Genomic DNA, 22,591 nt, shown 5'->3' with positions numbered 1-22,591 from the left:
GTGTGTTTCCGCAGCCTGCAGGTTTGTTGCACAATGGCGGGCACCAAGTAGTAGGCGGGCATTTGCCCAGCCTGGTCGCTTTAGGGCTAGGCACCATGAGATGGGGACGCGTTGCGGACCAGGACGACAAACAGCCACGCTTCAGGAGTGCCCACCCTGAGCGAGTTGATAGCCGAGCGGAAACGCTTGCGTGGCTTCTCCTACGCGGACCTAGAAACCCGCGCCGGCGCAGTCATCACGCGGCAACGCTGGCAGCAACTCGGGACGGGTGTGCGCATCAAAGAGTTCCCAGAACCAGCCACGCTCGAGGCAATGTCTAAGGCGCTTGACGCCGACGTTGCAGAGGTCGTGCTCGCCGCGGCGCGGTCACTGGGGCTCAACGTCCAACGAGGGGCGCAGTCCGACCTCGCCGCACGGTTGCCGTCCACATCGGACCGGCTGAACGAGGTGCAGCGAGACGCGATAGTGACCCTCGTGCGATCCATTACGGAGCAGAGCAATGCAGTGGAAGCTGAAGCGGAACCGGCAGCATCGGGCGAAGCGAGTGAAGGTGAGAAGAACCTAGACGAGCCGCAGAGTGCTGCGGCTTCGACGTTCGACGCGATTACTGCATCGACAGGGGCCGCGTTGCTGGGCAAGTCTGTCGAGCAAGAACACGATGGCAGCTAGGTCCGACGTGGACAGGTCGTCAGCGTGTAGTCCGCCGATGAGGTGGCCGGCCATTTCTAGCCACTCGTCGCGGGTGGTGTCGAGCGATGGTGCAATAGACATAGATATACCCCGAATAGTTGGAACCTGTTGTTGCGCAACGTATCCGCGACCCCTACGACGCCGTTACTCCTTCGATGTTGCCTGAAGGGTCGGACATTTTCATCCAGTAATCGTACATTCGTTAGAGCAAACATGGGGTTTGAGACTTCAAGCGCGGGGTTCACATGCACAAATATGTACCACGCCACGACTGGACATAACCCAGTTTGTGGCGGTTCACCATGAGATCGTCAGCCCATGAGCTGGTCGAGCGTGCCGAGCGCCTGACGCGACAACGCCTGGTCAACGTGCGCGTACCCGCGATGGGCGGCGACCGACGAATGGCCCATCAGCGCCATCCGCACCTGTTCTTCAACACCACCGGCCTGCAGCAGCGTCGCGACGGTGTGGCGGGCAGAGTGCAACGTGAGGTCGGGAACTCCGGCTCGAGCCAGCATCGCGTGCCACTCATTACTGTCGTCGATCTTGCGGTACGGCTTGCCGCCGTCACGTGTCCACACGAGGCCGCTTGTCGGCTGTCCCGCCATCTCCCAGCGGGCGAGCATGACAGCCCGCAGCGGCGGGATCATAGGCACGACGCGCGTTGACCGCGCAGTCTTCGGCGGCACCAAACACGCCGTTCGCCAGATAGGCCGGAAGTCAAAGCCGGGATCAACCGCAAACAGTTCTTTCGGGTACAGCTCGGTCGGTTGCCGGCGGTAGCGGTCCTTCAGTGGAAGCCACTGCAAGCTCCACGAAATGTCGATGGTGTCGGTGTCGAAGCTGACCCTGTCCCACTCCAACCCCAGGCACTCAGCTTGTCGGGCGCCCGTCATCCAGGACATGGCCCACCGCGACAACATCGGGTCGTTGCATTCCAATAGGTGAGCGAAAGCGTTCTTCACTTGCTCGAGGTCGTGGGAGCCGCGGTCAGCACGGACAACGCGGGGCGGTTTGACTCGGTCGCACGGGTTGTCTCGGATCAGACCTTCCCGCATCGCGTCGACAAGGGACTTGGAGAGCACCCGGTATGCCTGCAGTGAGGTGCCGGTGGACTTGCCGTCCTTCTGCACGATGTTGACGGTCATGGCGCGGATGTCGGCGGGCTGCAGCTTGTTCAGCTTCTTGGTGCCGAGGTGCGGGACGATCTGGTTGGTGACGACGGTGCGGTAGGTCTTCAACGTTCCGGGCTTGACCTCACGGCTGATGATCTCGTCCAACCACCGGGTGAGCCACGCATCGAGGGTGGTCTTGTCGGTGACGGGCATGAGTCCGTCTTCGATCGCACGGGTCAGGGTGCGGTGTTTCTCGACGAGGGTCTTGTAGTCCATCGACGTGATCGTTTTGGTCTGCCGCTTGCCGTCTTTGTAGCCCAGTTCGACGGTCCCTACCCAGAGGCCGTTGGCGCGTTGAAAGATGCCGCCTTCACCTTTGGCTCTGCGCTTCGCCATTGCCGCCTCCTGGTCACCGTTCGCGAATCAGTACACACAATAAGTACACACTATCTCACTCACGAATGTGTAGACCCATTCCACGCCAGCAGTTCTGACCTGCGGGTTTGTGTTCCTGACCTGCTTCAGCATACCACTTGCGGGTATCTTCCAAACTAGCTACGCGGGTTCGATTCCCGTCACCCGCTCACCGATGAGGAGAAGACCCCGATTGCGCCCGGCGCGGTCGGGGTCTTCTCGTCGGACAGACCGATGCGGGAATGGCCTCCCGTCCCCGGCGTTGAGGCGAGCATGACGACAACCGTGCTCCTCGACCTCCACATCGATCCCGCTGCGCTCGACCGCATCGCCGACATCCTCAGCGAGACCCTGACCGCGACGCGGGCATGGCCGGGCAATCTCGGACTCGAGGCGATCGTCGACGACGCCGACCCGGCACACGTGATCATCGTCGAGCAGTGGTCCACCACCGCCGACCACGACGCCTACGCGCAGTGGCGCCTCACCCCCGAGGGCCGCAGCGGACTCGGAGACATCGTCACCGAGGCACCGGTCAAGACGATCTACTCGAGGACGATCCCGCTGTCTCTGTAGATCCGGCCGTTCATGTGATCGGGGTCTCCCCGCCGGCCGTACCAATCCGGCACCACACACGGTGACTTCAGCCACACAAATACACTTGAGCCACAAAACGGTCACGATTCGGCTTGGAGCACCCCCGTACCCGTGTCACGATGTAACAGCGCGTGGGGTCTCGCGCTGTCCGTTGTTCCCTGAGCGAAGGTTAGGTCACGAACTCGTGCTGACTCCCAAGTCCACCCGTAGCGCCGCAGGGCGTCCGCGTCTGATGACGCGTCTTCTCATGGTCATGTTCGGCGTCGTGCTCGCCATCGTGGCCGTCCCGTCCGCTGCGAGCGCCGCCCCCGTGGCCCCGCAGCCCACCATCCCCGGCCTGCCGGGTGTGCCGGTCCCGGACTTCCTCAAGCCCATCCTTCCCCCCGCACCCGCGCCGAAGACCACCCCGGAGCCCGCTCCGGTACCGGTCCCGGTCGAGCCGGCTCCGCCGGTGGCCACGAAGACCGGCTGGGTCGCCCTGGCCGACGACGCCACCAAAGAGCTGACCGTCTGGCACAACGGCAAGATCGTGCGCAAGATGCCCATCTCGATGGGGTCGAACGATCACCCGACGCCGAACGGCACGTACTTCACCAAGGAGAAGTACCGCGACATGTACATGGATTCGTCCACGTACGGCGTCCCGGTCGACTCCGCGGAGGGCTACCGCACCTACGTCGAGTACGCCATCCGGATGAGCTTCGACGGCATCTTCCTGCACGCGGCACCGTGGTCGGTGGCGCAGCAGGGCAAGTCCAACGTGAGCCACGGCTGCATCAACGTGAGCACCGAGAACGGCAAGTGGGCGTTCGACAACTTCCCCACCGGCACCCCGATCGTGGTGCGCGGGACCGTCGGCGGCCAGTACGTCCAGGGCAGCTGACCCCTACTGACACAGCAAGATCCGGGCGGGCCGCACACGCGGTCCGCCCGGATTTTTGTTGTGCCCTACCCGGTCACTCGGCCCCCAGGTCGTGTCCGTTGCCAGCACCGGTGACCCGCGAGATCGCGCGCATCTTGTTCACCGCGTCCAGGGCGGCGACCTTGTAGCCCTCGGCGAGTGTCGGGTAGTTGAAGACCGCGCCCACCAGGTAGTCGACGGTGCCGCCGCACCCCATCACGGTCTGGCCGATGTGTACCAGTTCGGCTGCGTTGCTGCCGAACACGTGAACCCCCAGCAGGCTCCGGTCGGTGGCGTGGACCAGCAGCTTGAGCATCCCGTACGAGTCGCCCATGATGGCGCCCCGAGCGAGCTCCCGATAGCGGGCCACCCCCACTTCGAAGGGCACGTTCTCCGCGGTCAGCTCGTCCTCGGTCTTGCCCACGAAGCTCACCTCCGGGATCGCGTAGATCCCGATGGGCTGGATGGGGTCGACGTCGCCCGCGGGTTCGCCGAACGCGTGATAGGCAGCGCGGCGGCCCTGTTCCATCGATGTCGCGGCCAGCGCCGGGAACCCGATGACGTCGCCGACGGCGTAGATGTGTTCGACCTCGGTCTGGAAGTTCTCGTTGACCTCGAGGCGTCCGCGCTCGTTGCCCTGCAGTCCTGCCTTCGCGACGTCGAGTTCGTCGGTGACCCCCTGTCGGCCTGCGGAATACAAGACGGTGTCGGCCGGGATCTTCTTGCCCGACTCGAGGATCGTGAGGGTTCCCCCGGGGTGTTTCTCCACGGTCTTGACCGACTCGGAGAAGCGGAACGTCACACCGCGTTCGCGCAGTTGGTACTGCAGGGCCTCGACGATCTCACGGTCGCAGAACTCCAACATGTTCGCGCGCTTCTCGACCACGGTCACCTTGGTACCGAGGGCGGCGAACATCGACGCGTACTCGATCCCGATGACGCCGGCGCCCACGACCACCATCGACTGCGGGACGTGACTCATCCCCAGGATCTGGTCGGAGTCGACGATGGTCGCGCCGTCGAACTCCACCGAGGACGGTCGCGCCGGGCGGGTCCCGACGGCGATCACGATGTGGTCGGCGGTGATGACCTTGCGCTCGCCGTCCGGACCGTCGATCGAGATCTCGTGCGAGCCGGTGAATCTGGCGCTACCGATCAGCAACGCCACCCGGTTGCGGGTGAGTTGGCTCTGGATGACGTCGATCTCCTTGTTGACCACGTGCGCGGTGCGCGCCGACAGGTCGGTGACGGTGATGTCGTGCTTGAGTCGGTAGGACTGACCGTAGAGCTCTCGCTGACTCAGGCCGGTCAGGTAGAGCACGGCCTCGCGCATCGTCTTCGACGGGACGGTGCCGGTGTTGATGCACACCCCGCCCACCATGTCCCGTCGTTCCACCACGGCCGCGCTCTTGCCGAGTTTGGCGGCCGCGATGGCCGCTTTCTGCCCGGCCGGGCCCGAACCGATCACAACCAGGTCGTAATGATCCACAGTTCAACTCCGCTTCCCGCGCGACATCGGCGCAACTGGCATCAGTCTCACCCACGCCGGACATGCGCACATGTCGAGCGGGTGAATTCCGGCGGATACGCCAGTGCGCCGATCCGCAGCCCTCAGGCGGCGTCGGACGTCATACCGGTGGCGAACGTGGCCTGCACCTGGAGCCACTTGGCGAGTACGACCACGCCGGGGTGGTCACCGCGGCCGCCCAGCGGTTCGGACGCGTACGCGGTGTGACGGCCGCCGCGGCGGTTGCGGACCCGCAATCCCCCGATCACGATCAGGGCGGGCAGGTAGCCGAGGACGTCGAGCACCAGTCGCCGCAACCGGGTGAGGTCGCGCCGCCACTGCCGGGGTCGGATCGAGGTACGGGCGGCGTTCTGGAAGGCGTTGCGTCGCAGGGTCTCCCAGGTTCGGCGCAGCCATCCGACGAGGTCGCCGAGCGACAACGCCCCGGTCAGGTCGGCGACGTCGCGCACCAGCGAGTCGGCGTCGGCATTGCAGATCATGTCTGCGGGATCGGCGATCCACAGCGTGGCGACCCCGTCGGGGAGGTCTCGTCCCGGACCCGCGACACCGGAGCCCGCGCACCCGTCCACGACGCCCGGCGGCTGGTGCGGGTCGGCGACGAGACCGATCCCGATCACCCGGGCGACGTCCGAGGGATCGACACCGTCCGCGTCCAGCGCCTCCCGGACGACGACGCAGCCCTGGGAGTACCCGATCAGCATGATCGGTCCCGGTGTCTCCGCGATCACCGATAGCAGCTCGGCCGCGCCCACCGCGACGCTGGCGGCGAAGCTCATGCCCTGGCGTACGGGCACCGGGCCGTAGCTGGACGGATACCCCACCCACCGACTCCAGAAGCGGTCGTCGAGCCGGTCGGTCACACCGGCGAGCAGACCGGTGACGTCGGTGCGGGGGTCGTCGGGGAAGGACTCGCCGGTCCCGCCGACGGCCAGAACGGTCACTGTGGTCATGGCCCGATCATCGCCCGTGTACCTGAGAGATCGACGGCCGCAACCCTGAGGATTCTCTGCGAAACCGCGGCGGGGAGGTGTCAGTCGGGTTGGCAGCTGGGACACCAGAAGAGATTGCGTCCCTCCATGATCTCCCCGAGGATCGTGTTCCCGCAGACCCGACACGGCTCACCGCGCCGCCGATAGACGTAGCTTCGCGGTCGCCCACGCGGTCCCCGCACGCCGTGGTCGTCGTCCGGGCGGATCGTGATGATCTTCCCCTTGCGGACGCCCACATCCATCAGTTCGACGGTGTCGCGCCACATCCGTTGCCACACATCGTGGTCGACTGCGGTGCCGATCCGCATCGGGTGCACTCCCGCGCGGAAGAGGACCTCGGCGCGGTACACGTTGCCGATCCCGGCGACGATCTTCTGATCCATGAGCATCGCGCCCAGGGCGCGCTTGGACTTGTGGATCCGCCGAAAGGCCTTGTCCGGATCGGCGTCTTTGCGCAACGGGTCCGGGCCGAGGCGGGCGACCAATGCGTCGAGATCCTCCGGGGTGTACATCTCGCAGGCGGTCGGCCCACGGAGGTCACCGCCGTGATCGTCGCCCTCGATCCGCAACCGCACCTGACCCACCGGCGCGGGCATCGGCGCCTTCACGTCGGAGAACTTGCCGTACAACCCGAGGTGGATGTGCACCATCGCACCGGAATCGTAGTGATGCAGCAGATGCTTGCCCCAGGCCTCCGCGGCGCGGAACACCTGACCGTCGAGGGCGCTCGCCTCGTCGACGAAACGACCCTGGGGACTGCTGACGCGCAGCGCCTGTCCGCGATAGCGGCGGTGGTGCAGTCGAGCCAGTCGGTGGATCGTGTGACCCTCGGGCATCCGCCCTCAGTTCGCGGGCAGGGCGGGGGCCTGTCCCGTTCGCTCGTACTCGGCGAGGATGTCGATGCGGCGCTGGTGGCGCGGCTCGTCGGACCACGCGGTCGACAAGAACGCGTCGACGATGGCCAGGGCCTGCTCGGTGGTGTGCATCCGCCCGCCGATACCGATCAGCTGCGCGTTGTTGTGCTGCCGCGCGAGTTGCGCGGTCTCTACACTCCACGCGAGCGCGCAGCGGGCGCCCGGGACCTTGTTGGCCGCGATCTGTTCGCCGTTCCCGCTGCCGCCCAACACGATTCCCAGGCTGCCGGGATCGGCCACCGTCGCGGCGGCGGCGGCGACGCAGAACGCCGGGTAGTCGTCGAGTGCGTCGTAGGCATGGGCACCACAGTCGGTGACGTCGTGTCCCGCCGCCTTCAGGTGGTCGGCGATCAGGTTCTTGAGTTCAAAGCCGGCGTGGTCGGCACCCAGGTAAACGCGCATGACGACCATTCTGTCATCTCGTCATGCGCGTCGGCCTGTGCGGTGCTCAGTCGAACTGCGGGTTCTCGTTGCGGCTGCGCTTGAGCTCGTAGAAGTGAGGGTAGCTCGAGAGCAGCACCGCGCCGTCCCAGACCCGTCCGGCGTCGTCACCGCGCGGGATGCGCGACAGCACCGGTCCGAAGAACGCGACGTTGTTGATGTGGATGGTCGGGGTGCCGACGTCGTCGCCGACCTTGTCCATGCCCTCGTGGTGGCTGGCGCGGATGGTCTCGTCGAACTCGGTGGAGTCCGCGGCCTTCGCCAGCTCGGCGGGCAGTCCGGCCTCGGACAGCGAGGCGGCGATGGCCTCGTCGAAGTCCTCGACGCCGTTGTTGTGGATCTGGGTGCCCATCGCGGTGTACAGCGGGTCGAGAACCTCGTGGCCGTGGGCGTCCACCGCGGCCTGCAGCACGCGCACCGGGCGCCACGCATCCTTGAGCTTCTCCGCGTACGAGGCCGGGATGTCCTTGCCCTCGTTGAGAACGGCCAGGCTCATGATGTGGAATTCGACGTCGATGTCGCGGACCTTCTCGACCTCGAGGATCCATCGCGAGGTGATCCAGCACCACGGGCACAGGGGATCGAGCCAGAAGTCGACGCGGTCGCGTGTGCTGTCGGTCCCGGTCGTGGTGGTCTGGTCGGCTGTCGCGGTCATGGATGACTCCTCGCTCGGCGAATGGTGAGTTGTCGATGCCCACCGCGGACGGCGGGCGCTGCTCTCCGGTTACAACCTACGTCGGCCTCGGTAATTCCCCTCCGGATCAGATGCGGTAAGTGTGTGGGGACACCAGACACGGCTGACACCAGACACGACCAGGGGAAACATCGTGAGCGCACCCAATCTGACCCGCGACCAGGCCGCCGAACGATCGGCGACAATCTCGGTCCACACCTACACAATCGATCTCGATCTGACCGACGGCAACGGGAAACCCGGTGTCGAGACCTTCCGGTCGACCAGCACGGTCACCTTCGACGCGACGCCGGGCGCGTCGACCTTCGTCGACGTGATCGCGAGGACCATCCACTCGGCGACGCTCAACGGCACCGACATCGACGTCTCGGATTACACCGAGGAGGCCGGACTCGCGCTCGGTGACCTGGCCGAGCACAACGAGCTGACCGTCGTCGCCGACTGCATCTACTCGAACACCGGCGAGGGTCTGCACCGGTTCGTCGACCCCACCGACGAATCGGTGTACCTGTATTCGCAGTTCGAGACGGCCGACGCCAAGCGGATGTTCGCCTGCTTCGACCAGCCGGATCTCAAGGGCACCTTCACCGTCACCGTCACCGCGCCCGCCGACTGGAAGGTCATCTCCAACGGCGCCGCCGACGAGAACTCGGGGGCCGACGGCAGACATTCCTTCGTCACCACCGAGTTGCTGAGCACCTACCTGGTCGCGCTGATCGCCGGACCGTACGCGCAGTGGACCGACACCTACACCGACGATCACGGGTCGATCGACCTCGGCATCTACTGCCGGGCGTCGCTGGGTGAGTTCATGGACCCCGAGCGTCTGTTCACCGAGACCAAGCAGGGATTCGACTTCTATCACCGGAACTTCGGTGTCCCGTACGCCTTCGGCAAGTACGACCAGCTGTTCGTCCCCGAGTTCAACGCCGGCGCGATGGAGAACGCCGGTGCCGTCACCTATCTGGAGGACTACGTCTTCCGGTCCAAGGTGACCAAGGCGCTCTACGAACGTCGCGCCGAGACGGTGCTGCACGAGATGGCGCACATGTGGTTCGGCGACCTGGTCACCATGAAGTGGTGGGATGACCTGTGGCTCAACGAGTCCTTCGCGACGTTCGCGTCGGTCCTGTGCCAGTCCGAGGCCACCGAGTACGAGAGCGCCTGGACCACGTTCGCGACGGTCGACAAGTCGTGGGCGTACCGCCAGGACCAGCTGCCCTCCACACACCCGGTCGCCGCGGACATCCCCGACATCGCCGCGGTCGAGGTCAACTTCGACGGCATCACCTACGCCAAGGGCGCCTCGGTGCTCAAGCAGCTCGTCGCCTACGTCGGTCTGGAGGACTTCCTCGCCGGCCTCCGCGACTACTTCGCCGCCCACAAGTTCGGCAACGCGACGTTCTCCGATCTGCTGGGGGCGCTGGAGAAGTCGTCGGGTCGCGACCTGTCGGACTGGGGTGATCAGTGGCTGCGGACCACCGGCATCAACGTCCTGCGCGCCGACTTCGACGTCGACGAGTCGGGGAAGTTCACCCGGTTCGAGGTCGTCCAGGAGGGGGCCACCCCGGGTGCCGGCGAGCTGCGCACCCACCGGATCGCCGTCGGCATCTACGACGACGACGCCGACGGCAAGTTGGTCCGTGTACAGCGGGTCGAGCTCGACGTCGAGGGCGAGCGGACCGAGGTCGGCGAGCTGGTCGGTGTCGACCGCGGCGCGCTGATCCTCGTCAACGACGACGACCTGACCTACTGCACGGTGGCACTCGACGATCACTCGCTGGCCACGGCGACGCAGCGCATCGCCGACATCACCGAGTCACTCCCCCGGACCATGGTGTGGTCGGCCGCGTGGGAGATGACCCGCGGCGCGACCATGCGCGCCCGCGACTTCGTCGAGCTGGTCGAACGTGGGATCGGCGCCGAGACCGAGATCGGCGTGGTCCAGCGCGTGCTGATGCAGGCGCAGACCGCGGTCGACCGATACAGCGACCCCGAGTGGGCGGCGAGCACCGGGTGGCCGAGGTTCAGCGCGCGCCTGCTGGAGTTGGCCCAGGCCGCCGAACCCGGTTCCGACCACCAGCTCGCATTCGTCGGCGCCCTGCTCGGCGGTTCGGTCGGCGACGACGTCGTCACCACGCTGAAGGCCCTGCTCGACGGCGATGACCCGGCCGAGCACGGCCTGTCGGGACTCGTCGTGGACACCGACCTGCGGTGGAGCATCGTCACCGCACTGGCCACCGCCGGGGCGATCGACACCGATCCGGACTCCACACCGGTCATCGACGCCGAGGCAAAGCGCGACAACACCTCCGCGGGTGCCCGCAAGGCCGCGGGCGCCAAGGCCGCCCGTCCGCTCGCCGAGGCGAAGCAGTGGGCGTGGGAACAGGCGGTCGAGGACGACACGCTGTCGAACACCTTCGCGCGATCGGTCATCGGCGGCTTCGCGCGGCCGGGGCAGGGTGAACTGCTCGCCCCGTACGTCGAGCGCTACTTCGAGGCAGTGCCCGATGTGTGGCGCCGGCGGTCCAGCGAGGTGGCGCAGAGCGTCGTCATCGGGCTGTACCCGGGCTTCTCGGTGGACGAGGAGTCCCTCGCCCTCGCCGACCGGTTCCTCGAGGGCGACCACCCGCCGGCGTTGCGGCGTCTCATCCTGGAGGGACGCGACACCGTCGCGCGCTCCCTGCGGATCCGGGCGTTCGACGCGGGCAACGCCTGACCGTCCGGACACACCGACGCACGAACGCCGCGTCCCCGAGAGGGGGCGCGGCGTTCGTGGTGGTGGTGGAGGAGCCCGAGCGGGTCGGTACTAGGAGCGGGCGACAGCCGTGGCCATGACCCGCAGCGCGGCGATCAGACCGTCGATCAGGTCGCCGTTGCGGAAGCTGGCGATCGCGGCGGTGACGCCGAGCTGGGCCACGCGGTCGTTGACACGGTCGGACACGGCGCGACCCGACACCACGACGACGTCGTGCGAGTCCGGGGACACGGCGATGACCGTGGCGTGCGCTGGCTCGGGGACGGTCGGGAGCACCGCGGTCGCACCGGCGAACGGATCGTCGCCCAGGTCACCGATGTAGATCGAGAAACGGATGTTGACCAGTTCGGTCGCGTAGGTCAGGGCCTCGTCGAGGGCCACCAGCTCGTCGCGGGCGAACGGCGGGGTGTCCGCGGCGTAGCCGGGCATCCGGGCCGCCGAGATGCGACCGCTCGTCGTGACGACGGTGCCCAGCGGCAGCGAGTCGGGGTCGACGACGTGCTTGATCTCACCACTTGCCACTTGCGGACCCTCCGATCAGATCGTCGACACTCGCGTCGTGATGGGCCGCAGAAACCGGCGACACCTCGGTTGCGCTCAGCAGCAGCGGCTCACGCTTCCACTGCTTGCTCAGCGTGTAGTTCTCGGTCTTGGGGTACTTCGCACCGAAAGCCCAGGCCATCGACACCACGCAGGCCACCACAGCAATGATGCAGACGATCGTGACGGGCAGTCCGATCGCGACAATGAGTCCATCCATCCGAAATACCCTTCGACAGTCGGGAGTTGCGCTCAGGATGAAAATCTAGCCGAACTCTCCCGGACGTGGACACCTGGGTACGACACGCTGTCGTTGTCGACGGCTCAGGCCGCACCCACGTCGATGTACCGCGACCAGGCCGGGTCGATCTCCTTGACCGTCGCGAGCAGTCGCCAGTGCCTGCCCTTGGGCGGGGTCAGCGACGCCTGCAGGGTCCATCCGAGTTCGGAGAGCAGCCGGTCGGCCTTCTTGTGATTGCAGTTCGCGCAGCAGGCCACACAGTTCTCCCAGTTGTGGGCTCCCCCGCGACTACGGGGCACGACATGGTCGATCGTGTTGGCCTTCGCGCCGCAGTACCCGCAGCGGAACCGGTCGCGGTGCATGAGGGCGGCCCTGGTCATCGGGATCTTGGCCCGATACGGCACGCGTACGTAGGTCCGCAGCCGGATCACCGACGGCAGCGGCATCGCGAGGTCGGCGGAGTGGATCTGCGGACCGAGTTCGTCGGTGTGCACGATGTCGGCGCGCTCGCGCAGGACCAGGACCACGGCGCGACGGATGGAGATGGCCGTGAGCGGCTCGTAGGTCGCGTTGAGCAGCAGTACCCGGTGCTTTCCCCAGACCGCGGAGTTCCCGACGACGGGCTCGCGGATGTCCTCGGTCGGCGGATCCGGCGGCACGGAGGCAAGCGAGGTCACCGTGGTCGACTGCTTCCTCATGCGCGCCATCCGGCCTCCCCGCACTACTGATCTCGAGTGGGAACGATTCAGTGCATCACGGAATGGCGTCGAATGCACGGCATTAATCGCTCCCGACCGGGGTCCATCGGGTGAATCGGGGCGACGTGGAAGTGAACAACGCGCGATGGGGAACACTGGAGGGGTGAATGACGGCGCACAGACCTTCTACGACGCGGTCGGCGGCGCGCAGACCTTCGACGACCTGACGAGCCGGTTCTACGCCGAGGTGGCCAGGGACGAGGTGCTGCGCCCCCTGTACCCCGAGGACGACCTCGAAGGCGCGGAACGGCGCCTGCGGATGTTCCTCGAGCAGTACTGGGGCGGCCCGCGGACGTACTCCGACGAGCGCGGACACCCTCGCCTGCGGATGCGACACAACCCGTTCCGGATCGGCCCGCTGGAACGCGACGCCTGGCTGCGGTGCATGCACACCGCGATCGCCTCGATCGGTCCCGACCGACTCGACGACGAGCACCGTGCGGCCCTCGTCGGCTACATGGAGATGGCGGCGCAGTCGATGGTGAACGCGCCGATGTGAGCGACGCCACCCCCGGCGCGGCGTACGGGGCGTCCGCTCCGGTACGTGAGGCAAGATGGATCTGTGAATGACGAGTCAACAGGTGCCGCCGAGCTGAACACCGACGCCGAACGACCCACCCCGTCCGATCGGGACGAGACAGCCGATACCGTTGTCGCGGAGGACGATCGGCTGTCCCACCGGGACGTCACGCAGACCACGACGACCGCGGCGGACGCCCCCGGGGACAGCCGGGACGAGCACTGGTGGACCTCGGCGATCTTCTATCAGATCTACCCGCGGTCGTTCTCCGACAGCGACGGTGACGGGGTCGGTGATCTCAACGGGGTCATCGACAAACTCGGTTATCTCGAGCTGCTCGGCGTCGACGCGTTGTGGATCAGCCCGGTGATGCGTTCACCGATGGCCGACCACGGGTACGACGTCTCCGATCCGCGCGACATCGATCCGCTGTTCGGCGGGATCGGCGCCCTCGACGCGTTGATCGAGGAGGCGCACGCCCGCGACATCAAGGTGACGATGGATCTCGTCCCCAACCACACCAGCGATCAGCACGCCTGGTTCGTCGAGGCGCTGGCCGCCGAGCCGGGCAGCGCGGCACGGGATCGGTACATCTTCCGCGACGGGCTCGGTGACGACGGCGACCAGCCGCCGAACAACTGGCCGAGCATCTTCGGCGGGCCGGCGTGGACGCGCGTCACCGAGGCCGACGGCTCCCCCGGGCAGTGGTACCTGCACATCTTCGCACCCGAACAACCCGACCTGAACTGGGAGAACCCCGAGGTCTTCGAGGATCTCGCCACCACCCTCCGGTTCTGGCTGGACCGCGGTGTCGACGGCTTCCGCATCGACGTCGCGCACGGGATGGCCAAGCCACCGGGCCTGCCGGACATGACCGACATGCGCACCGGACTGCTGATCAACGACGACGACGATCCCCGGTTCAACAACCCCGGGGTGCACGAGATCCACCGCAAGATCCGCACGGTGATGAACGAGTACCCCGACGCGGTCACCGTCGGCGAGATCTGGGTTCGCGAGAACTCACGGTTCGCCGAGTACATCCGCCCCGACGAGTTGCACCTCGGTTTCAACTTCCGCCTCGCCGAGGCCGACTTCACCGCCGACTCGATCCGTGAGGCGATCGAGAACTCACTCGAGGCCGTCGACTCGGTGCAGGGCAACCCGACGTGGACGCTGTCCAACCACGACGTCGAACGCGAGGTCACCCGGTACGCCGAGGGCACCACCCCCGACGCCGGTCTCGACCGTGCGCGGGCGATGCTGCTCGTGGAGCTGGGACTGCCCGGGACGATCTTCATCTACAACGGCGCCGAGCTCGGTCTGCCGAACACCGAACTGCCCGACGAGGCACTGCAGGATCCGGTCTGGGAACGCTCCGGGCACACCATGCGGGGTCGCGACGGCTGCCGCGTCCCGCTGCCGTGGCAGGGCGACACCCCGCCCTACGGGTTCAGCAGCACGCCGGACACCTGGCTGCCGATGCCCGACGACTGGAAGGGCCTCACGGCCGAGCACCAGCTCGAGGACGTCGACTCCACGCTGTCGCTGTACCGGTTGGCCATCGAACTGCGCAAGACCCGACCGGAGTTCGCCGGCGTCGACATCGAGTGGTACGGAGCGCCGGAGGGCTGCATCGCCTATCGACGGTCCGAAGGTCGCCTGATCTGTGCGGTCAACACCGGCGACGAGCCGGTGGGGCTGCCCGGAGGCGAGATCCTGCTGAGTAGTGCGCCGCTACGTGACGGGAAGCTCCCGCCGAACGCGGCCGCCTGGCTCGTCTGATCAGGTCGGCGTGACCGCCAACGCGGCGGTCCGTCGGACATGTACCGAGCCGTATCGGGCGTCGAGGCGTGCCCACACCCCGGTGGCGCGGATCCGCACCGGTTCGTCGGCCGCGATCGCCTCGATCGGCGAGGTCTCGGTGACCTGATCGCCGTCGACGGTGCGGACGAACCCCATCGCGGTCAGCGCGAACACCGCACGCATCGGGACGGCCACCGTACCGGCACCGGGCGCTCGCGGGTCGTCGACCTCGATCACGGTCTGCTCGAGCAGCGACGCGGGCGGACCCAGCGGACCGGCCTCGCTACGGGCGAGACGGGCGCCCTCACGGGACAACTCGACGATCGTGCGGGCGGGTACGTCGTCGACGTGGCCGAAGCCGCTCTCCGGCGGCAGTGCCCCCGCCTGCCACGCGCTGTCGATGGAGAACCCGGGATCCACGGTCGACGCGGACGGATCGGCACGTAACGCGGCCAACAGCTGCGAACCGTCGTGCACGACGTCGGATGCTTCGAGTTCGGCGCGGATGACCCGGCCGGCGAGGACGTCGAACCCGCTCATCACCCAGGCCCCGACCGCCCCGTCACCGCGGCGGCGCAGTCGGATCACCGCCAGTTCGTCGACACGGCATGCGCGCATCACGAACGCGGTGAGGTCGTTGCGGTCGGCGGGCGTCGCGAAACCGATCATGCGCGCAGGAAACTCGTGAGGTAGTCCTTCTCCTGCGCGGTCATCCGGCGCGGGCGCTGGGTGTCGACATCGAACGACACGAGTTGCGTCGACGCGACGACGGCCGGACGGCTGTCGGGCGCGGCACCTTTGGGGCGCACCTCGTAGCCGACGAAGAAGTCGACCGCACGGACGCGGGTGGTGAACATGGTGACCTCGATCGGCGACTCGTCGTGGCGTACCTGGCCCTGGTACTTGACGTGCAGGTCGGCCACCAGGCACCCGTTGCGCAGGCCGACCGTGGGCCGCTCGTCGTAGAACAACCACGGGATGCGGGCCTCTTCGAGGAGGGTCACCATCCGGGCGTGGTTGATGTGTTGGAACACGTCCATGTCCGACCAGCGCACCGGCACCGTCACCAGGTATCCGGCGTCGACGCGGTGGCCGTCGTCGCCCCCGAGTGAGTCGTCCCGGTGTGACTCGTCCCGATGGTTGCCTGCGTCAGACATGGCCTGCCTCCCTGCTCGGTGCTGCGGTCGTCGTCGGTGGGGATCGCGCTCACCGATCTCAGCGGATCACACTCCGGAGTTGCCGGGCCGCGACCGACAGGGTCGCGAGGTCCCGATGCCCCGACTGGGCGATCTCGTCGAGAGTGGCCCGGGCCCGCGACAGGCGGGATGCGTTGTGCAACTCCCACTCCGCGATCTTCTCGCGCGGCGACTCCTCCGGTTCGCCGACCTCGAGGACCGCCAGGGTCATCGCCCGCAGGACCGCGAACAGGTCGTCGCGCAACGCGAGTCGGGCCAGCGACTGCCACCGGTCCCCCGACTCCAGGTCCGACACGGCAGTGAGGAGTTGCTCGACGCCGAGATGGTCGAGGAGCGTGCCGTACAGGGCGCCGACCTCTCCGATGTCACGGTCGGAGATCTCCGCCGCGTCGATGATGTCGAGCAGGCAGAACCGGTGCAGACACCCGGCGACATCGTGCGCGATCTCGGCGGGGATCCCGGCGGAGACCCACCGCGCCGCGTGGGCGTCGATGTCGGCGCGCGAACTGTCCCCCAACCATTCCGGAAGGTGCTGGTCCAGCGCGGCCACCCGATCGGCGTAGCGGGTGATCTCGGCGGCGATGGCCATCGGCTGGGGTCGGGTGGCGACGAACCACCGTGACGCGCGGAACAGCAGACGTCGCGAGTGGACGAGCATCTCGTCGATCGCGGTTATCTCCCCCGGTGCGGCGACGATCCTCGAGCGCAACCCGGACAGCCCGAACGTCTCGGCCACCACCACGAAGGCCCGGGCGGCGTCGGTCGACGACGCGCCTGTGCTCTCGCCGAGTGCGAAGACGTGCTCGATCCCCGAGGTGTCGACGAGGTCATTGACCAGCGTGGTGGTCACGATCTGACGCCGCAGCGGATGTGCCGCGATGCCGACAGGGTACGAATCCTGCAGCGCCTGCGGGAAGTACGCGATGAGACGATCGTCGAACGCGTCGTTGTCGGGCAGGTCGCCGGCGAGCAGATCGTCCTTGAGTGCCAGCTTGACGTGCGCCATCATCGTGGCCAGCTCCGGCGAGGTGAGGCCGGCGCCGCGGTCACGCGCCACCAGGTCGTCGGGGTGCGGCAGGGCCTCGAGCTCGAGGTCCACACCGTGGTCGGTGGCGAGGCGGCCGAGCAACCGCGCGTGCACGTCGCGCATCTGCGCCGCGAGTCCGCGGGAGGTGCCCAGCTCGGAGTTCTGGGAGATGTTGTCGGCCAGGACGAGTCGACCGACCTCGTCGGTCATCGACTCGAGCAGCCGGTTGCGGTCATCCGGGGCGAGCGCGCCGGAGGCGACCTGCGAGTCCAGCAGGATCTTGATGTTCACCTCGTGGTCGGAGCAGTCCACCCCGGCCGAGTTGTCCATGGCATCGGTGTTGACACGACCGCCGGACATGTCGAACTCGATCCGTCCGTGTTCGGTGACCCCGAGGTTGCCACCCTCACCGATCACCCTCGCGCGCACGGCGTTCCCGTCCACGCGGATACCGTCGTTCGCCTTGTCGCCCACATCGGCGTGGCTCTCAGTGGAGGCCTTGACGTAGGTGCCGATGCCGCCGTTCCAGAGCAGGTCGACCGGAGCCAGCAGGATCGCGCGCATCAGTTCCGGGGGTGAGAGGCTCTCGACGCCCGCCGTGAGGCCGAGTGCGGCGCGCACGCTGTCGGCGATCGGGATGGACTTGCTCTCCCGCGACCACACACCGCCGCCATCAGAGATCAGGGTCGTGTCGTAGTCGGCCCACGACGACCGCGGCAGGTCGAACAGTCGGCGGCGCTCGGAGAACGAGCCGGCGGCATCGGGATCGGGGTCGACGAAGATGTGGCGGTGGTCGAACGCCGCCACCAGACGGATGTGCTCGGAGAGCAGCATCCCGTTGCCGAACACGTCGCCGCTCATGTCGCCCACGCCGACGACGGTGAAGTCGTCGGACGCGACATCGGTGCCCATCTCCCGGAAGTGGCGCGTCACCGACTCCCACGCGCCGCGAGCGGTGATGCCCATGGCCTTGTGGTCGTATCCGACCGATCCCCCCGAGGCGAATGCGTCGCCCAGCCAGAACCCGTACTCGGCGGCGACGGAGTTGGCGATGTCGGAGAACGTGGCGGTCCCCTTGTCGGCGGCCACCACGAGGTAGGTGTCGTCGCCGTCGCGACGGACGACACCGGGGGCCGGGACGACCTCGGCGGTACCGGTGCCGTCACCGACGTCGAGGTTGTCGGTGAGGTCGAGCAGCGCCGAGATGAACTCGCGGTATGCCCCGACTCCCGCCGCGCGGGTCGCGTCCCGGTCGGCCGCCGGATCGCCGGTGGGGGTCGGTGGCTGCCGGACGACGAAACCGCCCTTGGCCCCGACCGGCACGATGACCGCGTTCTTGACCGCCTGCGCCTTGACCAGCCCGAGGATCTCGGTGCGGAAGTCCTCCCGGCGATCCGACCAACGGAGGCCACCGCGGGCCACCGACCCGAACCGGAGGTGCACTCCCTCGACCCGCGGGGAGTACACGAAGATCTCGTGCAGCGGCCGGGGTTGCGGGGTCTGCGGGATCTCCCGCGGGCGCAGCTTGAACGCCAGCGCGGCACCGGCGTCCGGTGAGTAGAAGTTCGTGCGGGAGGTCGCCTTGACGACCGAGACGAAGGCCGAGATGATCCGGTCGGCGTCCAGGCTGAGCACGTCGGCGGCCAGCAGGTCGAGTCGGTTGATCACGCCCGCCCTGGCGTCGTCGTCGACCCGGTCGGGGTCGAACGACACCGCGAAGAGTTCCCCGAGTGCCGCGGTGATCTCCGGGTGGTCGCCGAGTACACCGGTCACATGCCGTGCGCCGGAGGAGAACCCGCACTGTCGGAGGTATCGAGAGTAGGCGCGGAGCATCACGACCTCGCGCCAGTTCAACCCGCATCGCAACACCAACTCGTTGAACGGGTCGACGTCGGCGACCCCGGTCCACAGTCGGGAGAAGGCGTCGGTGAAACGCGTCTGCAGGTCGCTCGTGGAATCCGGGGCGACGCCGACCCCCGCGGCCGGCACGATGGTGAACTCGTAGATCCAGCAGGCGATCCCGTCGGGCCGGGTGACCGCGAAGGGGTGTTCGTCGAGGACGTCGACACCCAGACTCTGCAGCATCGGCAGGATCGACGTCAGCGACGCGGATCGCCCGCACAGGTAGAGGCCGAAGGTCCAGCGGTCGTCGGGTTCGGCGGAGTGCGGGCGCAGTCGGACGTGATGGTCGCCGTCGGCGAGGCCGGCGAGGACCACGACGTCGGTCAGCGCTGCGCGCGGATCCCGCTCGTTCTTGTAGGCCTGTGGGATCGCCGCCGCGTAGGCACCGACGAGGTCGGCGTCGATGGCACCGCCTGCGATGGCCCGCAGGTCGTCGTCCCAGCTGCGCGCGGCGGCGGCGATGTCGGTCTGGATCTCGGCGCGGCGCGGGTCGGCGGGGGCCATCCCGGCCAACAGTTCACAGGTGCCGCGGTCCACCCGCATGATCACGTGGACGAACGCCAGCGGCGAATCGCTGATGCGGGCGGTGTACTCGAGTGACCTGCCGCCGAGACGCTCGACGAGGAGCGTCTGCATCTGTTCCCGCAGACGAGTGGTGTACCGGTCGCGCGGGAGGTAGATGCGGGCGGTGACGATCTCCGAGGCGGGATCGGCACGCAGGTAGACGCGGACCTCGCGACCGGCGATGGCGTCGAGCACGTCGATCAGGGTCGCGGCGAGATCCTCGGGCGCGGCACCGAACAGTTCGGCGCGTGACTGGTTCTGCAGCAGTTCGAGCAGGGTGGCACCGGCGTAGGAGTCGCCGCCGACCCCGGCCTGCGCGAGGACCGTCCCCGCGACCCCCCGCAGGACGGGGACCGCCAGGACGTCGGTGTGCAGCGCCGCCGACGTCAGGATCCCGATGAACAGGTGGGTCCGGCCGGCCGGGCCGGGCTCGACGACGCGGACCGCGGTCGGGTACTCGGTGCGGATGACCCCGGTGGGCAGATGGACCCGTCCGATCGAGACGGCCGTGTCGGGGACGCGTGCGGGGTCACCCGGCCGCGGAACCGAGGCTTGCACGAAAACACCGGTGGCGGCGGACCATCCGGTGTCCCCGGGACCGGACACCAGCGACCCCAGGGCGAGGAAGTGTCCGTCGGACAACCAGGTGAGCAGGTCGGCCTGTTCGTTGCCGCCGCCGTCGCGCACGACGTCGGCGAGCGCGGCCAGTTCGGCGAGCATCGTGTGGGCGTCCGCGTGGACCGCGCCGATTCGTTCGATGACCTGGGTGAGACGGGCGCCGACGTCGTCGGCGTCGATCGACCCGCGGGCCGGTGAGACCTGCAGACCGATCCACGACTCGGCCACCGCAGCGGCGTCGGCATCGGGTGAGCCGGCCGCGGTCAGTGCGACCAGTACGCCGGCGTCGTCGCGGACGGCAGCGAAGATCGGGTGATCGACGCGTCGGACGGCGAGTCCGGCCTGCTCGACGACGACCACGGCCGCCTCCACGAGCAGAGCCTGGTCGTCGACCACGATGTAGACCGACCGCACGGCGCCGTCGGTCTCGACGACCTCGACGACCGGTTGCCCGGGCGGACGGACACGGGCGAGAGCCAGATGTCGTTCGACCTGGTCCAGATCGGCCGTGCCACCGCCCCCCACGGCATCGTCGGAGAAAGCCTGACCGGGTCGCGCGAAGTAGCTACGCGCGACCGCGGCGGGCGTGGGTGTCGTCGACGATGCCGTGCCCATGGGTGGGGATCAGTCCCTGGTGAGCTTGCGGTGGGTGACCGAGTGCGGCCGTGCGGCGTCGGCACCGAGGCGTTCGATCTTGTTGGCCTCGTAGGCCTCGAAGTTGCCCTCGAACCAGAACCACTGCCCCTCGGAGACGTTGCCCTCCCACGCGAGGATGTGGGTGCAGGTGCGGTCGAGGAACCACCGGTCGTGAGAAATGACGACGGCACAACCCGGGAACGTGTCGAGCGCGTTCTCCAGCGAACCGAGGGTCTCGACGTCGAGGTCGTTGGTGGGCTCGTCGAGCAGGATCAGGTTGCCACCCTCCTTGAGGGTCAGCGCGAGGTTCAGACGGTTGCGCTCACCACCGGAGAGGACCTCAGCCTTCTTCTGCTGATCGGGCCCCTTGAAGCCGAACGCGCTGACGTAGGCGCGCGAGGGCATCTCGTTCTGGCCGACCTCGATGAAGTCGAGTCCCTCGGAGACGACCTCCCACACGTTCTTCTTGGGGTCGATGTTCGCGCGATTCTGGTCGACGTAGCTGAGCTTGACCGTGTCGCCCACCTTCACCGTGCCCGAGTCGGCGTTCTCGAGACCGACGATGGTCTTGAACAGGGTCGTCTTACCGACACCGTTGGGACCGATCACGCCGACGATGCCGTTGCGCGGCAACGTGAACGACAGGTCCTTGATCAGCACGCGACCGTCGAAACCCTTGTCGAGGTTCTTGACCTCGACCACCACGTCGCCCAAGCGCGGCGGCGTCGGGATCTGGATCTCCTCGAAGTCGAGCTTGCGCATCTTGTCGGCCTCGGCGGCCATCTCCTCGTAGCGCCCCAGACGCGCCTTGTTCTTGGTCTGGCGGGCCTTGGAGCCGGAGCGGACCCAGGCGAGCTCCTCCTTGAGGCGACGCTGCAGCTTCTGGTCCTTCTTGCCCTGGACCTCGAGGCGCGCGGCCTTCTTCTCCAGGTAGGTCGAGTAGTTGCCCTCGTAGGGGTGCAGCTTGCCGCGGTCGACCTCGCAGATCCACTGCGCCACATGATCGAGGAAGTACCGGTCGTGGGTGACCGCGAGGACGGCGCCCGCGTACGAGGCCAGGAACTGCTCGAGCCACAGCACACTCTCGGCGTCGAGGTGGTTCGTCGGCTCGTCGAGAAGCAGCAGGTCGGGCTTGGACAGCAGCAACTTGCACAGCGCGACGCGGCGCTTCTCACCACCGGAGAGGTGGGTGACGGGCTCGTCGGCCGGCGGGCAGCGCAGTGCGTCCATCGCCTGCTCGAGCTGGGAGTCGAGATCCCACGCGTCGGCGTGGTCCAGGGCCTCCTGCAGCTTGCCCATCTCGTCCATCAGCTCGTCGGAGTACTCCGTGGCCATGAGCTCGGCGATCTCGTTGAAGCGGTCGAGGTCTTCCTTGACCTTGCCCATACCCTCTTCGACGTTCTGTCGAACGGTCTTCTCCTCGTTGAGCACGGGCTCCTGCATGAGGATGCCGACCGAGGCGCCCGGGTCGAGGAACGCCTCGCCGTTGGACGGCTGATCGATGCCGGCCATGATCTTGAGGATCGACGACTTACCCGCGCCGTTGGGACCCACGACGCCGATCTTCGCGCCTGGGTAGAACGACATCGTGACGTCGTCCAGGATCACCTTGTCGCCGTGCGCTTTACGCACCTTCTTCATGGTGTAGATAAATTCGGGCACTCGTATCACCTTCCACGCAACATGTGCACTACGACTCGAGGCGTCCGGCGGGTGCGCATGTGGGCTGGTGCCCTACGGCT

General features: G+C 67.4%; 19 protein-coding genes. 6 read left to right on the top strand and 13 right to left on the bottom strand.

The annotated features are described in order from the left end of the window. The first annotated feature begins 147 nt into the window (after nucleotides 1-147). Complete coding sequence (locus IEV93_RS18895) at nucleotides 148-669, top strand: hypothetical protein (RefSeq protein ID WP_188491926.1); 522 nt, start codon at nucleotides 148-150, stop codon at nucleotides 667-669. A 332-nt stretch (nucleotides 670-1,001) separates the two neighbouring features. On the opposite strand, the gene IEV93_RS18890 is transcribed toward IEV93_RS18895, so the two are convergent. Next, nucleotides 1,002-2,201, bottom strand: a complete 1,200-nt coding sequence (locus IEV93_RS18890) for a site-specific integrase (RefSeq protein WP_188491924.1) — start codon at nucleotides 2,199-2,201, stop codon at nucleotides 1,002-1,004. A 291-nt stretch (nucleotides 2,202-2,492) separates the two neighbouring features. On the opposite strand from IEV93_RS18890, the gene IEV93_RS18885 reads away from it, so the two are divergent. Continuing rightward, a complete protein-coding gene (locus tag IEV93_RS18885) occupies nucleotides 2,493-2,795 on the top strand; it encodes a putative quinol monooxygenase (protein WP_188491922.1) in 303 nt (100 codons plus the stop codon). 205 nt (nucleotides 2,796-3,000) lie between these two features. Beyond that, nucleotides 3,001-3,699: a L,D-transpeptidase gene (locus IEV93_RS18880; protein WP_371873866.1), complete on the top strand. Its 699-nt coding sequence runs from the start codon at nucleotides 3,001-3,003 to the stop codon at nucleotides 3,697-3,699. 73 nt (nucleotides 3,700-3,772) lie between these two features. On the opposite strand, the gene sthA is transcribed toward IEV93_RS18880, so the two are convergent. The 5 genes from sthA to IEV93_RS18855 form a co-directional block, all read right to left on the bottom strand. Further along, a complete protein-coding gene (gene sthA, locus IEV93_RS18875; protein WP_188491920.1) occupies nucleotides 3,773-5,206 on the bottom strand; it encodes a Si-specific NAD(P)(+) transhydrogenase in 1,434 nt (477 codons plus the stop codon). Between the two features lie 122 nt (nucleotides 5,207-5,328). Further along, the gene (locus IEV93_RS18870) at nucleotides 5,329-6,195 is read right to left on the bottom strand and encodes a PE-PPE domain-containing protein (RefSeq protein ID WP_188491918.1); all 867 of its coding nucleotides are present in this window, start codon (nucleotides 6,193-6,195) and stop codon (nucleotides 5,329-5,331) included. 80 nt (nucleotides 6,196-6,275) lie between these two features. Further along, entirely contained in the window at nucleotides 6,276-7,070 is a 795-nt protein-coding gene (locus IEV93_RS18865) for an Fpg/Nei family DNA glycosylase (RefSeq protein WP_188491916.1), read from the bottom strand. A gap of 6 nt (nucleotides 7,071-7,076) precedes the next feature. Then, nucleotides 7,077-7,550 (bottom strand): ribose-5-phosphate isomerase, encoded by a 474-nt coding sequence (locus IEV93_RS18860; protein ID WP_188491914.1) that lies wholly within the window; start codon nucleotides 7,548-7,550, stop codon nucleotides 7,077-7,079. 46 nt (nucleotides 7,551-7,596) lie between these two features. Next, nucleotides 7,597-8,244, bottom strand: coding sequence for a mycothiol-dependent nitroreductase Rv2466c family protein (locus IEV93_RS18855; RefSeq protein WP_188491911.1), 648 nt, complete (start codon nucleotides 8,242-8,244; stop codon nucleotides 7,597-7,599). Nucleotides 8,245-8,416: 172 nt separating this feature from the next. Here IEV93_RS18855 and pepN point away from each other — a divergent pair, with 172 nt between their 5' ends. After that, entirely contained in the window at nucleotides 8,417-11,002 is a 2,586-nt protein-coding gene (pepN, locus tag IEV93_RS18850) for an aminopeptidase N (protein WP_188491909.1), read from the top strand. Between the two features lie 90 nt (nucleotides 11,003-11,092). On the opposite strand, the gene IEV93_RS18845 is transcribed toward pepN, so the two are convergent. The 3 genes from IEV93_RS18845 to IEV93_RS18835 all read right to left on the bottom strand — a co-directional run bounded on the left by IEV93_RS18845 (nucleotide 11,093) and on the right by IEV93_RS18835 (nucleotide 12,529). Further along, nucleotides 11,093-11,563 (bottom strand): DUF5130 domain-containing protein, encoded by a 471-nt coding sequence (locus IEV93_RS18845; RefSeq protein WP_188491907.1) that lies wholly within the window; start codon nucleotides 11,561-11,563, stop codon nucleotides 11,093-11,095. After that, nucleotides 11,550-11,801, bottom strand: a complete 252-nt coding sequence (ctaJ, locus tag IEV93_RS18840; protein WP_188491905.1) for an aa3-type cytochrome oxidase subunit CtaJ — start codon at nucleotides 11,799-11,801, stop codon at nucleotides 11,550-11,552. The genes IEV93_RS18845 and ctaJ overlap by 14 nt, the downstream gene beginning before the upstream one ends. Before the next feature lie 104 nt (nucleotides 11,802-11,905). Then, the gene (locus tag IEV93_RS18835; protein ID WP_188491903.1) at nucleotides 11,906-12,529 is read right to left on the bottom strand and encodes an HNH endonuclease; all 624 of its coding nucleotides are present in this window, start codon (nucleotides 12,527-12,529) and stop codon (nucleotides 11,906-11,908) included. Between the two features lie 136 nt (nucleotides 12,530-12,665). Here IEV93_RS18835 and IEV93_RS18830 point away from each other — a divergent pair, with 136 nt between their 5' ends. Together IEV93_RS18830 and IEV93_RS18825 are read left to right on the top strand one after the other, a co-directional pair. After that, nucleotides 12,666-13,079, top strand: a complete 414-nt coding sequence (locus IEV93_RS18830; RefSeq protein ID WP_188491901.1) for a globin — start codon at nucleotides 12,666-12,668, stop codon at nucleotides 13,077-13,079. A gap of 63 nt (nucleotides 13,080-13,142) precedes the next feature. Further along, a complete protein-coding gene (locus IEV93_RS18825; protein WP_188491899.1) occupies nucleotides 13,143-14,885 on the top strand; it encodes a glycoside hydrolase family 13 protein in 1,743 nt (580 codons plus the stop codon). On the opposite strand, the gene IEV93_RS18820 is transcribed toward IEV93_RS18825, so the two are convergent. Genes IEV93_RS18820 through ettA form a run of 4 tightly spaced genes read right to left on the bottom strand, consistent with a single transcriptional unit; the run spans nucleotide 14,886 to nucleotide 22,511 of the window. Continuing rightward, nucleotides 14,886-15,575 carry a DUF8185 domain-containing protein gene (locus IEV93_RS18820; protein WP_188491897.1) on the bottom strand — a complete coding sequence of 230 codons (690 nt, stop codon included), beginning with the start codon at nucleotides 15,573-15,575 and terminating at the stop codon, nucleotides 14,886-14,888. It lies immediately after the preceding gene. Then, nucleotides 15,572-16,063, bottom strand: a complete 492-nt coding sequence (locus IEV93_RS18815) for an acyl-CoA thioesterase (RefSeq protein ID WP_188491895.1) — start codon at nucleotides 16,061-16,063, stop codon at nucleotides 15,572-15,574. The genes IEV93_RS18820 and IEV93_RS18815 overlap by 4 nt, the downstream gene beginning before the upstream one ends. A 58-nt stretch (nucleotides 16,064-16,121) precedes the next feature. Further along, nucleotides 16,122-20,828, bottom strand: coding sequence for an NAD-glutamate dehydrogenase (locus IEV93_RS18810; protein WP_188491893.1), 4,707 nt, complete (start codon nucleotides 20,826-20,828; stop codon nucleotides 16,122-16,124). A 9-nt stretch (nucleotides 20,829-20,837) separates the two neighbouring features. Further along, nucleotides 20,838-22,511 (bottom strand): energy-dependent translational throttle protein EttA, encoded by a 1,674-nt coding sequence (gene ettA / locus IEV93_RS18805; protein ID WP_188491891.1) that lies wholly within the window; start codon nucleotides 22,509-22,511, stop codon nucleotides 20,838-20,840. Nucleotides 22,512-22,591 lie beyond the last annotated feature (80 nt).

Source organism: Williamsia phyllosphaerae (assembly GCF_014635305.1).
GTDB lineage: Bacteria > Actinomycetota > Actinomycetes > Mycobacteriales > Mycobacteriaceae > Williamsia_A > Williamsia_A phyllosphaerae.
The sequence above is the reverse complement of the archived record's forward strand: the minus strand, read 5'-3'. Positions and strand labels throughout refer to the sequence as shown.